At 52.0% G+C, this 17,631-nt stretch carries 14 protein-coding genes; 2 read left to right on the top strand and 12 right to left on the bottom strand.

Annotated features, from left to right (window positions below; all coding sequences use genetic code 11):
- Window positions 1-66: 66 nt before the first annotated feature.
- A complete protein-coding gene (locus ACAW87_RS00365; protein ID WP_370721160.1) occupies window positions 67-2,577 on the top strand; it encodes a phosphocholine-specific phospholipase C in 2,511 nt (836 codons plus the stop codon).
- A gap of 153 nt (window positions 2,578-2,730) precedes the next feature.
- Here ACAW87_RS00365 and ACAW87_RS00360 read toward each other — a convergent pair whose 3' ends face one another.
- The 10 genes from ACAW87_RS00360 to ACAW87_RS00315 form a co-directional block, all read right to left on the bottom strand.
- A complete protein-coding gene (locus ACAW87_RS00360; RefSeq protein ID WP_370721159.1) occupies window positions 2,731-5,244 on the bottom strand; it encodes a phosphocholine-specific phospholipase C in 2,514 nt (837 codons plus the stop codon).
- A 134-nt stretch (window positions 5,245-5,378) separates the two neighbouring features.
- Window positions 5,379-8,624: a TonB-dependent receptor gene (locus ACAW87_RS00355; RefSeq protein ID WP_370721158.1), complete on the bottom strand. Its 3,246-nt coding sequence runs from the start codon at window positions 8,622-8,624 to the stop codon at window positions 5,379-5,381.
- 153 nt (window positions 8,625-8,777) lie between these two features.
- On the bottom strand, window positions 8,778-9,368 hold the full coding sequence (locus ACAW87_RS00350) for a Crp/Fnr family transcriptional regulator (protein ID WP_370721157.1): 591 nt from the start codon (window positions 9,366-9,368) through the stop codon (window positions 8,778-8,780).
- Window positions 9,369-9,525: 157 nt separating this feature from the next.
- On the bottom strand, window positions 9,526-10,107 hold the full coding sequence (locus ACAW87_RS00345) for a GNAT family N-acetyltransferase (protein WP_370721156.1): 582 nt from the start codon (window positions 10,105-10,107) through the stop codon (window positions 9,526-9,528).
- A gap of 314 nt (window positions 10,108-10,421) precedes the next feature.
- Window positions 10,422-10,823 carry a ketosteroid isomerase-related protein gene (locus ACAW87_RS00340; protein WP_370721155.1) on the bottom strand — a complete coding sequence of 134 codons (402 nt, stop codon included), beginning with the start codon at window positions 10,821-10,823 and terminating at the stop codon, window positions 10,422-10,424.
- Between the two features lie 106 nt (window positions 10,824-10,929).
- A complete protein-coding gene (locus ACAW87_RS00335) occupies window positions 10,930-11,232 on the bottom strand; it encodes a Dabb family protein (RefSeq protein ID WP_370721154.1) in 303 nt (100 codons plus the stop codon).
- Between the two features lie 132 nt (window positions 11,233-11,364).
- Window positions 11,365-12,087 (bottom strand): RluA family pseudouridine synthase, encoded by a 723-nt coding sequence (locus ACAW87_RS00330; RefSeq protein ID WP_370721153.1) that lies wholly within the window; start codon window positions 12,085-12,087, stop codon window positions 11,365-11,367.
- A 121-nt stretch (window positions 12,088-12,208) separates the two neighbouring features.
- Window positions 12,209-13,246 (bottom strand): sensor histidine kinase, encoded by a 1,038-nt coding sequence (locus ACAW87_RS00325; RefSeq protein WP_370721152.1) that lies wholly within the window; start codon window positions 13,244-13,246, stop codon window positions 12,209-12,211.
- A gap of 140 nt (window positions 13,247-13,386) precedes the next feature.
- Window positions 13,387-14,076, bottom strand: a complete 690-nt coding sequence (locus ACAW87_RS00320) for a response regulator transcription factor (protein WP_370721151.1) — start codon at window positions 14,074-14,076, stop codon at window positions 13,387-13,389.
- A gap of 118 nt (window positions 14,077-14,194) precedes the next feature.
- Window positions 14,195-15,058, bottom strand: a complete 864-nt coding sequence (locus tag ACAW87_RS00315; RefSeq protein WP_370721150.1) for a hypothetical protein — start codon at window positions 15,056-15,058, stop codon at window positions 14,195-14,197.
- A gap of 120 nt (window positions 15,059-15,178) precedes the next feature.
- On the opposite strand from ACAW87_RS00315, the gene ACAW87_RS00310 reads away from it, so the two are divergent.
- Complete coding sequence (locus tag ACAW87_RS00310) at window positions 15,179-16,330, top strand: AI-2E family transporter (RefSeq protein WP_370721149.1); 1,152 nt, start codon at window positions 15,179-15,181, stop codon at window positions 16,328-16,330.
- Between the two features lie 58 nt (window positions 16,331-16,388).
- Here ACAW87_RS00310 and ACAW87_RS00305 read toward each other — a convergent pair whose 3' ends face one another.
- On the bottom strand, window positions 16,389-17,030 hold the full coding sequence (locus ACAW87_RS00305; protein ID WP_370721148.1) for an LON peptidase substrate-binding domain-containing protein: 642 nt from the start codon (window positions 17,028-17,030) through the stop codon (window positions 16,389-16,391).
- Between the two features lie 65 nt (window positions 17,031-17,095).
- A complete protein-coding gene (locus ACAW87_RS00300) occupies window positions 17,096-17,572 on the bottom strand; it encodes a gliding motility lipoprotein GldH (protein WP_370721147.1) in 477 nt (158 codons plus the stop codon).
- Window positions 17,573-17,631: the final 59 nt, after the last annotated feature.

Here is a 17,631-nt window from a genome sequence, read left to right as displayed (position 1 = left end):
ATCACCTGTCTGCCTGTAGAGAGCACTATGTACTTTTAGGGTACTATCTCTATATTAGACGCCATCATGATAGATTCAAGACGGGAGTTTCTAAAAAAAGCGGCGTTACTGGCTTCGAGTGGGTTAAGCAACTGGCCTGATTCAATTCAAAAGGCATTTGCTATTGACCCTCAGCCCGGTACAACGTACCTGGATGCCGAGCACGTGGTGATCCTGATGCAGGAGAACCGTTCTTTCGATCACCTTTATGGAGCGCTTCAGGGTGTGCGTGGTTTCAATGATCCCCGCGCTTTTACACTGCCTAACGATCATCCGGTTTGGTTACAGACCAACGCAAAAGGCGAAACCTACGCGCCATTCCGGCTGAATATGCATGATACGAAAGCCACTTGGATGAGTTCGCTGCCCCACTCGTGGGAAAATCAGGTCGATGCGTTAAACGGGGGCCAGTACAATAGGTGGCTCGATGCCAAGCAGTCGGGCCGAAAAGAATATGCCAAAATGCCCCTGACAATGGGGTATTACAACCGTCAGGATTTGCCGTTCTACTACGCCCTGGCCGACGCCTTTACCGTTTGCGATCAAAGTTTTTGTTCATCGCTCACCGGCACAACCCCCAACCGACTGTATTTCTGGACGGGCACGGTCCGCGACCCACGAAACCCGGCCGCTATGGCCAACGTGCGGAACGAAAACGTTGATTATGAAGACGAAGTAAGCTGGATGACTTTCCCGGAACGCCTACAGGATGCCGGTGTTTCCTGGAAAATTTATCAGAATGAAATTAGCTTGTCTACGGGTTTGTCTGGAGAAGAAGACGGGTGGCTCAGCAACTTTACCGATAACCCCATTGAGTGGTTTACGCAGTATAGAGTACGGTTTCATCCGGCCTATTACCGGCATCTGCAACAGGAAGAAAAAGCCTTGCCCGACCGCTTGAAGGCACTGGAAGCTAAACTGAGCCAACTATCAACAACGGACGCGACCTATGTGTCTGTTCAGAAGAATCTGCAAAAGCAACGCGCCTGGCAACAGACCGTTCAGCACGATCTGGTAGCCTACTCGCCCGACAAATTCAGCCAGCTTCCCGAACGGGAACAGCAACTCTGCCGGCGGGCTTTTACCACCAACACGGGTGACCCTGATTACCGCAGTCTGGCAACGCTGACTTACCAGGATGGAGACGTCACGCACACGGTAGACGTACCCAAGGGCGACGTATTACACCAGTTTCGGCAAGACGTTAAGCTGGGTACGTTGCCAACGGTATCGTGGGTGGTGGCTCCCGAAAACTTCTCAGATCATCCATCAGCGCCCTGGTATGGTGCCTGGTACCTTTCTGAAATGCTCGACATACTGACCCAGAAACCGGAGGTGTGGCAAAAGACAATTTTCATTCTGGCCTACGACGAGAACGACGGCTATTTTGATCACATTCCTCCGTTTGTTCCCGCTCATCCCGATCGCCCCCATACTGGCCAGAGCAGCAAAGGGATCGACACGCGGCTGGAATTTGTAACCCCCGACCAGGAAGCGAACCGCAAGGGCGGTGGCCGAACCGGGCCCATTGGCCTAGGATACCGGGTACCGCTGGTTATTGTGTCGCCCTGGAGCCGGGGTGGCTACGTCAACTCCGAAGTATTCGACCACACCTCTACGCTCCAACTACTCGAAAAACTGATCAGTCATAAGACGGGTCGTCAGGTGCAGGAATCGAACATAAGCACCTGGCGGCGTACCGTTTGTGGTGATCTATCGTCGGCGTTCCGGCCCTATAAGGGTGAGTCGATCAAATGGCCTGCTTTTGTTGCCAGAGAGCCGTTTATCGAAGGAATTCATAAGGCGCAGTTTAAGGCAGTGCCAGCTAATTTTCAGCAACTTACCCAGATTGATATTCAACAATGCCTGACCAATCCGAAGGCGTCGCCGCTACTTCCTAAACAGGAATCAGGCATACGTCCAGCCTGCGCATTACCTTATGAATTATACGTGGATGGACACACCCACAAAGGCCAGTTTGTACTCACCCTGTCGGCGGGTAATAAACAGTTCGGGAAACGATCGGCCGGAGCTCCATTTCAGGTTAGCCGACGTGGCGGCAACGACATGCAGTTTCGCTCTTATACGGTGGCACCCGGCGACACGCTAACCGATAATTGGCCGCTGGACACCCCGCTTCAGCTGTGTGTGCAGGGGCCAAACGGTTTCTACCGGGAGTTTAAAGGCAACCGAACTAATCCACCGATCAAAGTGGGGGTTCTCTATGAACGGGACGCTAAAAACAGGTTTACCGGCCATATTATCATTAACCTCACCAACACAGACTCTGTATCGGGTTACGCTATTCAGATAACCGACAATTCGTACGGAACTGGCTTACAGACGATTCAACTTGATAAGACAGCTCAGCGGTCGATTACGCTCAATCTGTCGGAGAGTCATAACTGGTATGACTTCAGCATACATGCGGTCGGTTTCAGTGCTTTTGAGCAACGGTATGCCGGGCGTGTTGAAACGGGAAAAGTCGGCTTCACCGACCCACTGATAGGCCAGATCGACACAGTAGCTAGCCGATAGCGGGTATTGCTGTTTACAAAGGCAGTGCGGTCAACTATCGATAGTGTCAGGTTTGAACCGGATGCTACCATTTCTGTGGTGGCCACTGCCAGTGACGGCCAGGCATTCCCGATACATTGATAAACAGGTGACGCAGAAAGCTTCTTTTCTGCCTTAAACCAGCCCGCCCATGAGTGGGTCTGTCTTCGATACATTGCCTGTTTCGACATGACCAGCAAAGCGCTCTTCAAACTTATCGTATCCACTGATCTTAACACTTAGGTCGTACCACTGAAACGACGTACCCAGGTTCATGACCAAGCTGATCGTCTCGTTAGCTGCCACCGTTTGGCGTTTGGGTGTCGCCTTGTAACTGTTGTCGACCAGCGTGATGGTATGTGCTTTGGCATCGTGGTTCGTGATGTCAACCAGCACGTTGCCAGTCAACTTCGATTTATTGAAGCGGCTCTGCTCATACCGGCAGGCTACCTGTACATGCGGGTTTTCAGCGTTGCCCATAAACTCCCGATAAAAGCCATTCGGGCCGTATACGCGCAGGTGATACTGGTTGTTTTTAAACTGGCTGAGTAACCACTGATCCTGTAGCGTATCACCTGCCGCCGCGCTGTAGTCCCAGGCCCGTAACTCGTCGTTCTTATACGCATTAACGGCATAGACACGGAAAGGCGACCCCGCTGCCCGCTTGCCAAACACAGCGTTACCAGCCTTAAAATCAATCGCGTAATTGCCATTTTTCTCATCAAACCGACCATTTGCATACAATTCGTAAGGAAGTGAACACGCTCCCCGAATACCTTTCTCCTGTTGCGGAAAATGAGGCGATTGAGCAGGCTGACTGTTGATCTGCGTTCGCTCGGCCTCATCCAATTTCTGGTAATTGGCGGGCATCTGCTTGAACTGGGCCTGATGAATGCCCTCTATAAATGTCCCGCGCTCAAGGAACGTAGGCTGGGTGATAGACTCACCCGTTTCGCGCCGAAACACTGATGTCAAATCCCCGCAAATAGTCCTGCGCCAGGCCGTGATATTCTCTTCGCGGATGATCTTACCAGTCTTCTTTTCCAGGAAATGCTCCAGAAATTGCAACGACGAGGTATGGTCGAACACTTCAGAATTGACGTATCCACCCCGCGACCAGGGCGAGGCAATGATCATGGGTACGCGATAGCCCAGGCCAATCGGACCTTCGCGCAACCCGGTTGTTTGCGCCGACGGATTCGTTTGTTGTTCCTTCGTTACGAAGTCGAGTCGGGGGTCAATGCCTTTCGATACCTTACCGGTGTGCTCTTTGTAGGGGTTAGGCACCACATAGGGCGGCACATGGTCGAAATATCCGTCGTTTTCATCGTAAGTGATGATGAAGATGGTTTTCTTCCACGTCTCCGGGTTTTGCAGCAGAATCTCCATCGCTTCACTGACGTACCAGGGGCCAAACCAGGGCTGACCAGGGTGGTCGGAAAAGTGAGCCGGAGGCATCAGCCACGACACGGTGGGCAGCGTACCGTTCTGCACGTCTTGCCGAAACTGGTGAAACACATCACCTTTGGGTACGTTCAGCGTGCGTTCGGTGTCGCCGTTGGTGTAAGCCATCGCCGTCAGTTCATGGAACATGGGGTCTTGCCGATTGGTCACAAACGCGTTTTCGTGCAACTGCCGGGCCTCGGGCGACAACTTCGCGTAACCATCAGCCGTGTACCGTTGCTGAGCTATGCCAATGTTGTTCAGCAGTTTACGGGCGGCGGCTAATTTCTGAGCGGTTTTATCGTCGGCAGGCTCTTTTTCCAGGTCAGCGATCAATTGCTGCACCGACTCCCGTTTGGCTCGCAGGTTGGCAATGCCCCCTTCGTGCAGGCGGACGTTGTATTGCTGGTAGTATTCCAGCACGTTGGTGCCAAAGTTGCTGAGCCACGAACTCTGCTCCCCCTTCAGTCCGTAGCCCATCGTGATCTCGTTCTGGTACACTTTCCACGGAATGCCCGCTTCCTGTAACCGTTCCGGGTACGTTGTCCAGTTCAGGGTCGGGTACTCGTAGTTACTGACGTTCCAAAGGTGCGCCAGGGCTTCGGGTTCGTTCTTTTCGCGCACCGTACCGGTCATCCAGTAGTGGCGGTTGGGGTGCGTGCCCGTGATGCTGGAGCAGAAATTATGGTCGCAAACCGTGAAGGCATCGGCCAGCGAATAATAGAACGGGAAGTCAGACCGGTCGCAGTAGCCCATCGTCAGCGGCATATCGCCAAAAGCCTTGTTACGCGCTTTTTTGGTGTCGAGCCACCTGTCGTACTGGCCGTTGTTCATGGCGTCTGTCTGGTCGGTCCAGCCGTGGGGCAGCGATCCCATCCAGGCCACCTTGGTATCTTTTACGTCGAGGTGAAACGGCCCGTAGGTGTCGCCCTTTTCGTTGGTTTGCAGCCAGACCGTATTCTTGTTCGGAAGTTGAATAGCGCGCGGGTCGTTGAACCCACGTACGCCCTGCAACATGCCCAGCTGGTGATCGAACGATCGGTTTTCCTGCATCAAAAACACAATATGCTCGGCGTCGTAGAAAGTGCTGCCCGGCTCGGGGGCAATGGCCAGTGCTTTTTCAATGACAGGCGGGAGCGTATTCCCCAGCAAGCCACTGCTCGACAGCAAGGCCGCTTTTTTAAGAAAATCGCGACGGTTGTTCATGGTTTTGAGGTCATTTACTTCGTGCCATTATACTTCACATCATTATATGGTCATTTATAGCTTTTGCAATGAATGACAGCGAAGCGTAACGACCACTTAATGACATGAAGTAAATGACAGCGAAGAGTACTAGTTTAAAACGAGTAGCGGGCACCTATCTGTACTGAATAGGGCGTACCCTGTTTTTGGGTCGTGCCTACGTTTTCGTTCACGCGGTAGCTGTACTGCCGGGTGGTAGGATTAAAGCCGTTAGGCGTCAATAGCGTTTGGTTGCCCAGGTTGAAGTTACCGCCCCAGTTGCGCCGCGACGTGGCTTCGGCACCCCGCGTTGTCACACCGTCGAGGGTCTGACCAAGCAGATTGGCGAAATTGAACACGTCGATGCTGAGGGCTAGCTGCTGTTGTTTGGTAAATGTGCGGAACGACTTGGCCAGCCGAACGTCGAACGTGCCGAAGAAGCCGTTTTCGCCCCCGTTCCGGTCGAAGATTTTGCCTATGCTGTTGCGAATGGCACCGGCAGCCCGGTTATCAGGGTTGTCCAACACGCGTTGCATCGAGGTACGTATGCTTTGCGGAACCTCAGGGTTGTTAGGATCGAAGATGAAGGCCAGGTCATTATCGTTGCCGGGGCCACCCACGAAATCGCCATTGATGTCGCCATCGACAACCAGCGAGTAGCGCGAACCACCCGTACCCGTGAAGCGGGCGCTCAGCACGAAACCGGCCACCGACGGTGATGAACCAAACGCCACCAGTTTATGCCGGAACTGGTTATCAGAATAATTGATCTCCGACAAATCGCGCGGGTCGCTCTTGATGGGGCGGAAGGTAGATGTGTTGGCGACGTTACCGTTGTACGATGTGTTGTCGCGGGCGTCGTTCCAGGTGTAGCTGAACGACAGCGAACCATTGCGCGGCAACCGAATTTCGCCGTCGACCACGAACGTCAGCGTTTGCAGTTTGGCTCCGTTGGTCAGCATCAGCGTCCGGCCCACGTTCTGCGTCTTACGGCCCAGCACGTTGTTCGTTTGGCCGCTGTTGGTCGCAATTGTGTTGGCAGGGACAAAAACGCCCCGGTTTGCTTCGTTGGCCAGTGTGAAGACTGGCTGGTCAACAATGTTTTGATCGAGATAGACGTAGTTGTTCACCGTTCTGCCATAGAGCAGATTGGCCCCCAGCCGCACGTTGTCGCCGAAGAAGTGGCTGTATGATACGTTGGCTTTGTAAATCGTGGGTACCTGGAAATTCGGGTCGTTCAGGTTGATCGTCGACACATAGCTAGCTCCGGCCGGCACGCCCGGCGCGGTGCTCGGGTCGTTGCGATAGGCCACAAAATCAGGGCGGGGCACCAGGTTCGGTAACGCACTGTTGGCCGGGCGGGTCACGTCGATAGAGGCTACTTTGGTACCGCTGTTCTGGATGTTGTTCACCTGCGCATAGTTGATCACGTAGGCCGAAAACGCCCCGGCACCTACCCGAATGATGTCGCGGCTTTTGTTGCCGGGATTCCAGGTCAACTGCACACGCGGCTGAATGTTGTTCCAGTCGGTTGGGTTCGCATCGGTACGCAGACCTAGTTCACGCTCTACCACCGGGTTATAGTCGCCTTTGGTCAGGTAACTTGTCAGGTCCCAGCGCAAACCGGCCATCAGATCCATATCAAAGCGGGGTTTCACCTGCACCTGCCCGAACAGGGACGCATTCAGCACGTATTGCTGTACCGATGGCACACCGTTGATAGGCACTTCACGGGCATAACGTGAGGGATTCAGGTTGTTGAACTCGCGCAGGTTGTTGAAGATGAACCGGCCATTCTGCTCGTTTGAAATGTACGTATCCAGGTACGTTAGCGTGTTGTCGGTACCGACGGTGAAATTGTAGCGGCCTTTGTTGAGATAGAGCGTATTCACCAGTTGAAGCTGGTTCTCCAGGTTGCGCTCCGGCGTAAACCGCTGGCCACCCAACTGCACCGACGTATTACTGCTGCGACCATTGGGCAATATTGAATTCACCGTCACGATGGCGCGGGGAATGTTATCTGAGGGCAGGAGACTGTTGGCTTCGTAGTTCCGGGTGGCATGCTGGTACTGCACCTTCAGTTCGTTGACCACCGTTGGTTTAAACGTAGAACGCAACGAAAGCAGGGTACTGTTTTCCAACGATCGGAAGTCACTGTATACCTCGAACAGGTTGATGGCTGAGTTGTCGTTATTACTATTGGGGTTGTTCCAGTTGCTGAAATTATTGCGTAGCGTCAACGTGTGTTTGGCGTTGAGCTGCCAGTCGAGGCGGGTGAAGAGGGTGTTGGCTACCGTTTGACGGTTGAACTCGCCGACCTGTTGGGTGTTGCTTAGACCATACTTTTCGCGCCCGATCGTAATGACGCTATCCAGCACGGCTTTGCTGATGCCCAGGGCATTGGCATCGGCATCGGAACGAATATCGGCGATGTAAAACGGAGCTGATTCCGTTTGCCGGTCAAGGGCTACGAAGTAATGCAGCTTGTCTTTAATGATCGGGCCACCCAGCGAAAAACCGTATTGAAAGCGGGTAAAGTCAGAGGCGCGGACGTTACCCCGAATATCGCGCGGACTGGCCAGACCGTTGGCATTGTAATAAGTAAAGGCCGTGCCCGTTACGGTGTTAGTACCCGATTTGGTCACTGCGCTCACCGTACCACCGCCCTGACGGCCTTTAGTGACGTCATATTCGTTGGCCACAATCTCAAACTCGCGAATAGCTTCGAGCGAGAGCGAAAAGGGTCCGCTGCCCAATGCCCCGCTTGTTAAGTTATTACGCGCACTGGCTCCGTCGATCATAAAGTTGGTTGAGGAAGCCAACTGACCGCCAATACTAGTGCCGTTGCTTAAGGGCGATAGGGCTAGCAGGTTGGTGAAACTGCGATTAAAAACGGGCAGCTTGGCGATATTATCTGCGGTGATGGCTGTGGAAGCCCCCAGCCGGTCGGTCCGGCTTTTCAAGCCGTTGCCCGTCACCACAATTTCCTGCAACTGCTGGTCACTTTCGGCCATAGTTGCGTTGATGGTAATACGGTCGGCCTGGTTTAGTTTGTAACCCGTTTGGCTTTGCGCCGCATAACCCACGTAAGAGAACGTAATGGTATACGGCCCACCCAGGGGCAATTGCTGCATGGTAAACCGCCCATCTACGGTAGTGGCCGTACCCGTTTTAAATCCTGTTGCCTCGTTACGAAGCTGAACGGTAACACCCGGTAGCGTTTGGCCCGCCTTGTCGCGGATAGTGCCCGTGATGGTGGCGTCAGTTGCCTGTCCTTGCGCAGTCAACGTGACTAGCAGCAGACAAAGCAAGGCGGTAATGTACCTGATGGAGGTATAAAGAAGCGTAGAACGTGCATTCATGATTGGGCAGTTGACATGGAGAAGCCACAAAACTCCTTCTGCCCATCCCGCCCTCTATGTTACAAGTTAACATTCGGGCCATTCTTAACACAGTCTTAAAAAAACGCGGCGGTTAGTCATTGAATGATAACAAACTCCCCTCGGCAAACCAGTCTAATTTGCACATAGCGCCAGCGTGGGACGGGGCTTCACTTTACGCGAGACGGTCTGCCGCGTGGCGCCAACCAGATCGCCGATCTCCTGCAATGACAGTTGATCGAAGGGACGGAACAAGCGATTGTGGGCATCGGCGATAGAGCTCGAATACTGCTGTTCCAGGTGCCGGATCCGACATTCGACTGGCTCGCTGCTCCGCTGAAACAGTTTTACCTCGGCGCGGTGCCAGCGCCGAACGAGGGTCTGCTGAAACCAATCGGCCAGTACCGGATCAATCCGAACGGCCTGCCGGAATGCCCTGCGGTCGATAGCCAGTACCGATAAACTGGTAGCTGCCTGCGCAAATTCAAAGAATTCGGCCTCATCCAGGTAATTCAGGTCACCGAACAACTCACCGGGCTGGAGCAGGTCGTAGAGCACTCGTTCGCCCAACGTACCCAGACTACCAATCTTCACCAGCCCTTTTTCAATCAGGTATATGTTCGCGTCGACGTCGGCGGGTTGGTACACATACTCCCCCACTTCGAGATACTGCCGGGTCCAGGAATGGGCGCAATGGTCGAGCAGTTGGTCGATAAGCATCATCATACATTCACGTTGAGAACATCGACTGAGCCGGCACACCACAGTTGTTACCAGTCGACTTAGTCAGTGACCAAAGTTCGTTGCGTTAAGCCAACCGGGCAATGCCTTTTCTGTTAACAAATCATGAATCCGCCTTCGTGAAACGAGCCAATCCGTAGGGTCAACCTCTTTTCCAGAACTGCATCACTTTTTCTGAATCAGCAACCTCTCCTAAATCGGGCCAGTTGAACGTTGTTTGCAGGGTTGGCTCAAGTTGGTAGCCGCGCTGTTGCCAGAAAGCGTTGAGGGGTCGGTACTTTGCGGGGCGCAGGGGGTGATTAGCGGGGCGTTGTACGGCGCAGAAGGTTGTGATCGGGTACGTACCAAACGAGCGGACGTGCGCCTCCCGCTCGTCGAAAAAACGGTGACCTAATCCATGGCCCCGGTAGTCGGGGAGCAGTAGGCTTTCGCCAAAATAAAAAACGGTATCGAGGTCATACCCTTCCCGGATAAAGGGCGCCTGTACCTCGGCGGTTTCATCAAGCAGCGGGAGGCAGGTGGTGCCGCCAACCATCCGGTCGCCATCATATACAGCAAACAGCATAGCCCGCTCCGATTCGGCGTAAGTATTCAGGTACGTCTTTTCGTACTCGACCGAGCCCTCGTACAGGTAAGGAAACTCACGAAAAACGGCAATCCGCAACTGGGCCAATCCGTCGAAGGCAGATCGAATGTCAGAACCGATATAGTGCCGGAATGTCATGGTACGCGGATTATTGATGGAACACGGATTAAGGGGATTAGGCGGATGCTGATGGGCACGCGGATTTAAAGGGATTTAAAACGATTGGCGCGGATTATTGATGGGTACGCGGATGACGCGGATTTAATGGGTGTTTGCTCGGCTTTGGATTTAAGCGGATTTGCTCTTGCGTCAGCCAGCATCTGCTTCAATCAAAATCCGTGTAAATCCCTCTAATCCGCGTACCTATTAAAAATCCCCGTCAATCCGTCTAATCCCTTTAAATCCGCGTACCCATCAGCGTCCACGTGCCCATTATCTCATCCGTGTACCATTCATCTCAGTACTAACGATTCCCAGAGAGGGAGGTTATAGTAGGTAGTGACGCGGGTGATTTGGCCGTTGGCAACCTCAAGGAATGAACCGGCTGGTAACATATAGGCTTGTCCCTTTGCTTCGGGTAGGTCACCGTCGGTTTTCTTGTAGGTTCCGTTCACCACAAACTCACAGGCTACGCGCGTGCCGGTTGGCTCGGTCATGATCACCATGTCGGTAAGCACTTCGTCGTAGCAATCGTCCATGTGGGCCAGGAACTGCGTAAACGCCTCTTTACCAACCCGGGTGTCGCCCTGGTTACTATCGTGGCGAATCGTTTCGCTCAATAGCGAAAGCATTTTTGTCCAGTCTTTCGCATTAAAAGCACTGTAGTACGTTGAGACAATGTCGTGGGAGGTCATGGCTTTTTGAGTTTGATGTTTTGAGTTTGATGTTCGATGCTAATCGTCAGAGTGGTGAATAGGCAGCGCGACGTCAAACATCAAACTCAAAACATCAAACGCTCTTTTATTTCGTTTCTACATCATAAATCTGAACCCGCGACCAGAGGTGTTTGCAGTTATCTACAAAAGCCAGGTGGATCGGATGCGTTTGATACACGTCGTGAGCGGCTTCGTCGGTGAAGGTCAGCATCAGAGCGAAGTCGTACGTGTGATCGATGACGGGGCGGCGTGTTGGCGCAGGTGTGCCTATCGACACGGCATGAACGGCTTCAACACCACCTAATGTGTCCAGACCAACCTTCAGCGCAGCACGGTCAGTATCCGATTCGGGGCTCGCAAGCCAGAAATAAACAGAGTGAATAAACATGTTTTTTTAGTTAACAGTAATCAGTTATCAGTTATCGATGATCAGTTAACAGTTATCAATTATCAGTGCAACCAGCAATATGAGGACTTAGCATAGCCATTGATAACTGATCACTGATCATTGTTATCTGATTTAAAGGTTCTTTTCCAGTTGTTTCACCAGGGCACCGAAGTCTTTGGGGTACGGGGCTTCAACAGTGAGCGGTTCGCCATTAAGCTGGTTGAAGGTTAGCGAATGCGCGTGCAGGGCTACGCGCTGAATCAGCGGTTGCTCATCGGTATCCATTTTCAGGTTGAAATCGCGTTTGATCTGTGAGAGATACACCGGTTTACCGCCGTATGTAGCATCGCTGACGATGGGTGCTTTCAGGCATTGCAGGTGTACCCGAATCTGGTGCATTCGGCCGGTGATAGGCATACACTCAACCAGCGTCGTATTGCGGTAAGCGCGTAGCGTGTTGAAAATCGTTTCAGCCACTTTGCCTTTTTCCCGGTCAATCTTCACGTACGTTCCGTCGCGGCTGGGTGCAATGGGCAGGAACACCGAAATGCCTTCGAGGTTATGTACGCCATTGGTCACGGCATGGTAGCGCTTGGTCACCTCACGGTGCTCAAACTGCATGGCCAAATGCCGATACGCTTCCGGGTTTTTGGCAATGGCCAGTGCGCCCGACGTTTCTTTATCGAGCCGGTGACCCAGTTGTGCATCGTCGCTGTAGGCTTTCGCCAGGCGCAGAATGCTCTGCCCCGACCGGTCGGGGGTACGTTCATCCAACGCGGCCACGTAAGGTGGCTTGTTGATGACTATATAATCGTTGTCCTCAAACAGGATGAGGTCTGAGAAATTCAGTTTCATGCTGCAAAGATAGGCGCTGGGGAGTCGATAGTCGTCAGTCAATAGTCGATAGTCGCGCTGCAAGACCACGACACAGATAATCAGCAACGCATCTATCGACTATTGACTGACGACTATCGACTTACCCCTCCTTATCCAGCTTGAAGCGAAACTCGGTGCCTTTCTCTAATCGGCTGGTAACGGTAATTTTTGTTTTGTGGGCGTTCAGAATGTGCTTCACAATGGCCAAACCCAGTCCCGTACCGCCTTGCTCTTTTGATCGGCTTTTCTCGACCCGGTAGAATCGTTCGAAAATGCGGTTGAGGTGTTCGGGCGGAATGCCGGGGCCATCATCTTTCACCGTGATCTGAATGTGTTTTTTACCGTCTTCTTCCAGCATCACCACCACCTTTCCGTTATCGTTACCGTATTTCACGGCATTCTGAATCAGGTTGGTCATTACCTGTGTAATGCGCTGACGGTCAGCTTTTACCCAAACAGAACCCAGGTACGTTGTCTTGATTTTCAAGGTCGTTTGCCGCGCATTGGCCAAGCTCTCCAGTTGCTCGAAGATATCGTCGATAATCTGCCGGATATCCACCCGGTCGAAGTGCATCTTCAGTTCGCCGGTTTCCAGTTGCGAGAGGGCTACCAGATCCTGCACCAGCAGGTCGAGCCCATCGAGGGAGCGGGCAGCTTTAGCCAGAAATTTATCCCGCACAAACTCATCGTCTACCGCCCCGTCGATCAGGGTGTGGATAAATCCCTGCGCGGCGAAAATAGGGGTTTTCAACTCATGCGATACATCGGCCAGAAACTCGCGGCGAAACTGCTCCATTTTCTTCAGTTCATCGATCTCTTTCTGCTTCCGGGCTACGTAGACGAAGATCTCGTCATTCAGCTTTTTGAATGGATTGCCCGTTTTGAGAATCGATTTTCGCGAAATGGAAAAATCACGAACCTTCAGTTTACGAATAGCCTCATACAGCTTGGTGATTTCGCGATACACCAGTATATCGATGGTGTAGAGTACCAGAAAAAACGACAGCACAAACGACGACGTACCTGCCACAAACAGTATATTACTATTAGTACCAGGCACAAATGCCAGGAAAGCCATCGTCAGCCCTGCAATGAGCAGAGCCAGAATCAGGGCAATAAACCGGGGGGAGAGAGACATGGGAAGAGGGGAAGAAAGGGTAATATAGGGAGGAAAGGGAGGAAGGAGGAAAGGGAGCTTCGCCAGGTCAGAATCGCTACCTAGCGAAGCTCCCTTTCCTCCCTTTCCTCCTTCCTCCCTTTCCTCCCCCTCTTTCCTTTTTAAGCTACCTCAAACATATATCCTACGCCCTTCAGGGTGCGGATGTAGCCTTCGCCAATTTTTTCGCGGAGTTTACGAATATGGACGTCAACCGTGCGTTCAAGGACGTAAATATCGGCACCCCAAATTTTCTGGAGCAATTCTTCCCGGCTAAAAACCTTGTTGGGTGTCTGGGCCAGATGGAAGAACAGTTCGAATTCTTTTTTAGGTAAAATGATGCTCTGATCGCCCCGGTTCACCGAATAGTTTTTCCGGTTGATGCTCAGGTCAGAAATCTGAATCAGATCCCCGGTCTCAGCTTTCTGCGCCTCGCGACGAAAGAGCGCGTTAATTCGGCTCATCAGGGCACGGGGCTTAATGGGTTTTGTGATGTAATCATCGGCCCCCACATCAAAAGCCGCCACTTCTGAATATTCTTCAGAGCGGGCGGTGAGGTAGAGGATATACGTTTGCCGCAGGTCGGGCAGGGCACGTAATTGTCGGCCCGCTTCAATGCCATCGAGGTGCGGCATCATAATATCGAGCAAGACCAATTCGGGGTGAAAGGTGCGGGCAATGTCAACGGCTTTACGGCCATCAGGGGCGGTACGTACCTCGTATCCCTCTTTCTGGAGGTTGTATTCCAGTAGCTCAACAATATCTGGATCGTCATCAACTACCAGGATCCGATGGGCTTTTTCTGTACTCATGTGTGTAGCAACAAAATTCGTTGGCCTGAAAGTTACTGGGCATTGTCAGCAAGTTATGCGCAATATCGAACTGTTAACACAAATATAACGTACCAACGACCGGTTGACGGGGTATTTCCTACCGTGGAATTACTCGGTATACCCGCCCCCGCTCATTAGTAATAATCAGCTCATTATCAGTCATAAAAGTAATCGCTTCGGATTGTCCGCGGGGTAGTCGTAAACAGCCGGCGAACCGGTTAAGGCGTATGCTATTTCGATTCGACAAATCGAAGAATAATACCTTGCCATAAGTGATCACCGCCAGCTTATTGCCGTTGGGGCTTACGGCCGCCCCGGTCACCATCGACTTAATAAACACCGAATCCAGGGGCATCAGCGTATGGGTACCAGGCCGGGCTGGCAATCCGTATAAACGCACGATGTGGCCCGACCGATTTTTCGACAATAAAAACAGGCTGTCACTGCGGTAGAAAACGGCCTCGCAGTCGAAATTGCGTTTCTTGGGCGGGAACGCAGTCTGGTCGGCGTAAGAAATAGTATAGGTACTAACCGTTTTTTGGGGCAGACCAACTTCATGAATCATCAGGTCGCGCCGGGCGTTTCCGTTGTTGCCCAGATCGGCAATAAACAGCCGTGTAGAATCCTGCTGAGCCAGATCTTCCCAATCGATATTCCGAAGTTGAGGCAGCGCGATCGAATCCAGCAACGTACCCAGCTTGCCCGGACCGGCTGGTTCAACGCCATACAAGGTAGCTCGTCCGCCACCGTCATTATGCGTCCAGACCGTAGTAGCCGTTCGGCGGGCCAATCCCGAGCTTTCGTTGACAACCAGTGGTAACCGGCCTATCCGCTCAACGCGGTATTGTGAGCGCAGGCGTAATGGCTGTTCCTGATGTTTACCCAGGCGCCGCACTTCGGGCGTACAGGAACAAAGCCCGACCTTTATACCAATCAATACGTTAAGTAGCCAGTGAATCATTATTTCAGTTGTCAATCAATAAAGACCAGTTATCAGAAATCAAACCGAAATAAATTCGGAAGTAAAATAGCTCATCGGCTTATACCGATACACCGATAAATACTCGTTGCTTCATCACTTATGACCAATCGCGCTACCGAAGTACAGCAATCATACCCCGTCCGTTTAGCCGCCACACTCACCTCCCTGCTAATTCTGGTGTATGGCCTTCACGAGTTACAGGAGTTATTGGTTCCGCTGGTGTTCGCCATCCTTTTCTCCGTATTGCTATTCCCACTCTGCTCACGCCTCGAAAAATGGGGAGTGCCACGCATTCTGGCCATCCTGCTTTGTCTCATTCTCACACTTGCCGTCATTGTGGGGCTACTCTACGCCATTACAACGCAAATCAGCAGCTTTGCCGAGGTGTTGCCCCAACTCATCGAGAAAGGCAATAAGTTGTTCAATAACCTCCAGATTTATGCCGATGAACATTTTAACATCGACAGAAAACGGCAGGTGACCGAGGCGCGTAAGTACCTCAACACAGCGCTGGAAACAGGGGGCACGCTATTGACCACTACCCTACTGGCAACAACCAGCACGCTGACCGACGTTTTCATTGTCTTGCTGTTTATCTTTTTCTTTCTGCTTTACCGCGATTTCTTCCGGTCCTTTTTCTACAAGGTTTTTGGCCACACGCGCCGTACCAAAGTGGATACCACACTGGCCAAAATTTACGATGTGGTTAAAGATTACCTGGCCGGGCTGCTGTTGGTCATTCTGATTACAGGTACGTTGATGACGGTTGGCCTCATGATTTTAGGCGTCGACTATGCCGTGTTTTTCGGTTTCTTCGGCGCCAGTCTGGTGCTTATTCCCTATTTCGGCATTTCGCTGGGGTCATTGCTACCGGCGGCCTACACCCTTGTTACGCAAGATAACCCCCTGAAAGCACTGGGCGTAATTGGCGTATTTCTGTTCGTTCAGGCATTAGAAGGCAATTTTGTTACGCCTTACATTGTGGGGTCGAAGGTGAGCATCAATCCACTAGCGGCCATTGTGGCGCTGTTGCTGTGGGAATCGCTCTGGGGCTTACCCGGCCTGATTCTGGCCCTGCCCTTAACCGCCATTCTGAAAGTCATTTTCGATACCACCGATGGGCTAACTCCGTATGGATTTCTGATCGGTGAAGCCGAGAAACCACGCCCACCGATTAAAAATTTGCAACAACTGGCCGAACAGTTGCCCAAACGAGTCAAAAAAGTAGGGAAGGTGGAAGAGAAGGGGTGAAGATTAGACGTACCGCAGACTTTAGTCGGGGACGCCTAGTCCGCGGTACGTTCACCCTCTAAAACGTTAACGGATCCAGGTTCTTGAAATGACCGTTCATTTTGATGCGGTCTTTAGTACGTTCCATATCGGCCACCACGGGAATGACCTTATCGAGGTGTTCAATCAGGAATTGCTGCCGCTCGGCTTCGGTTTTCAGCAACAGCATTTCATATTCCTGCTCAACAGACAAGCCTACCTTATGCGCAATGCGGTACGAAAACAGGGGAGATTTGTCCGGGTCATAATCGGTTTCAATCTGAAGCAGGTCGTAGAGCCGTTGCAGTCGACTGAGCAGTGGAATCAGGTACGTGGTCGTTACGGTAGCAACCTCTTCAGGATCAAGAAATTCTACGCTACCGCCGGCATAGAGTTTACCGGGTACCGGGTTTAGAAAATCAACGATTTTGAACAGACGCAGCCCTTTGGTCTTCACATCCATGCGCCCGTCTTCATAGCGTTTATGCAAGGTTGTTACGTGAACTTCGGTACCATAACCCGGCAGTTTATTGTCAATGAACACCGGCACACCAAACGTCTTTTCTTCGTCGATACACTCGTTGACCAATTGACGGTAACGCGGTTCGAAAATGTGCAGGTTCAAATCTTCGCCGGGATATACGACCAGGCTAAGCGGAAAGAGAGGTATCAGGTTGTTCATAAACGGTTGTCAGGCTACTGAAGATTGACTACAAACGTCAGGACCAACGGTCCCGCATCAGGTTCTCACTGTTGGTTTTTCTCTACACTAATGCCAACGCTAACCACGTCGGGGAGTGGGTCTTGCCGCATATATTGCTTAATCCGCAACGTGTACGTACCTGGCTCGGCAAACCGGTAAGCGCGTTTCATCAGCACTTTGTTATCATACAAATCGCCGAGGCCCTTACCGCGTGGCTGCCCCGTTTTAGGATCCATCAGGATCAGCTCATCGAGGCGCGATTCAATTTCACGGCCCCGTTCGTCGGTTAGATAGCGCGTCAGGTATAGGTTATAATACGGATAGCTCAGATTGTGGCGCAACGTATAATACAAATCGTAGGGGATGCTGGTGTCGGTGATGGTAAACCGGAAAGAGGGCGTATTTTTCACAAACCACTTTCCATCGTCGATGTCGGTGTTTTCTTTATACACCACGTTGGGATCCTGTTCACAGGCTGCAAAAAGGACTAACAGCCCCATAATCAGGCAAAAACGTTTCATAGTTTATTGTATCAGGGCGGGCCATACCGCCTGGTTAAGCCAGTACATTACATTTCCAG

It is taken from the genome of Fibrella aquatica, assembly GCF_041321135.1.
GTDB lineage: Bacteria > Bacteroidota > Bacteroidia > Cytophagales > Spirosomataceae > Fibrella > Fibrella aquatica.
The sequence above is the reverse complement of the archived record's forward strand: the minus strand, read 5'-3'. Positions and strand labels throughout refer to the sequence as shown.

Bases quoted from the DNA above. Each gene is read 5' to 3' on its own strand.
- ACAW87_RS00335 (WP_370721154.1), bottom strand. From the start codon at position 11,232: ATGTTTATTCACTCTGTTTATTTCTGGCTTGCGAGCCCCGAATCGGAT.
- ACAW87_RS00355 (WP_370721158.1), bottom strand. From the start codon at position 8,624: ATGAATGCACGTTCTACGCTTCTTTATACCTCCATCAGGTACATTACC.
- ACAW87_RS00320 (WP_370721151.1), bottom strand. From the start codon at position 14,076: ATGAGTACAGAAAAAGCCCATCGGATCCTGGTAGTTGATGACGATCCA.
- ACAW87_RS00340 (WP_370721155.1), bottom strand. From the start codon at position 10,823: ATGACCTCCCACGACATTGTCTCAACGTACTACAGTGCTTTTAATGCG.
- ACAW87_RS00330 (WP_370721153.1), bottom strand. From the start codon at position 12,087: ATGAAACTGAATTTCTCAGACCTCATCCTGTTTGAGGACAACGATTAT.
- ACAW87_RS00310 (WP_370721149.1), top strand. From the start codon at position 15,179: ATGACCAATCGCGCTACCGAAGTACAGCAATCATACCCCGTCCGTTTA.
- ACAW87_RS00345 (WP_370721156.1), bottom strand. From the start codon at position 10,107: ATGACATTCCGGCACTATATCGGTTCTGACATTCGATCTGCCTTCGAC.
- ACAW87_RS00315 (WP_370721150.1), bottom strand. From the start codon at position 15,058: ATGATTCACTGGCTACTTAACGTATTGATTGGTATAAAGGTCGGGCTT.
- ACAW87_RS00325 (WP_370721152.1), bottom strand. From the start codon at position 13,246: ATGTCTCTCTCCCCCCGGTTTATTGCCCTGATTCTGGCTCTGCTCATT.
- ACAW87_RS00300 (WP_370721147.1), bottom strand. From the start codon at position 17,572: ATGAAACGTTTTTGCCTGATTATGGGGCTGTTAGTCCTTTTTGCAGCC.
- ACAW87_RS00305 (WP_370721148.1), bottom strand. From the start codon at position 17,030: ATGAACAACCTGATACCTCTCTTTCCGCTTAGCCTGGTCGTATATCCC.
- ACAW87_RS00365 (WP_370721160.1), top strand. From the start codon at position 67: ATGATAGATTCAAGACGGGAGTTTCTAAAAAAAGCGGCGTTACTGGCT.
- ACAW87_RS00360 (WP_370721159.1), bottom strand. From the start codon at position 5,244: ATGAACAACCGTCGCGATTTTCTTAAAAAAGCGGCCTTGCTGTCGAGC.
- ACAW87_RS00350 (WP_370721157.1), bottom strand. From the start codon at position 9,368: ATGATGATGCTTATCGACCAACTGCTCGACCATTGCGCCCATTCCTGG.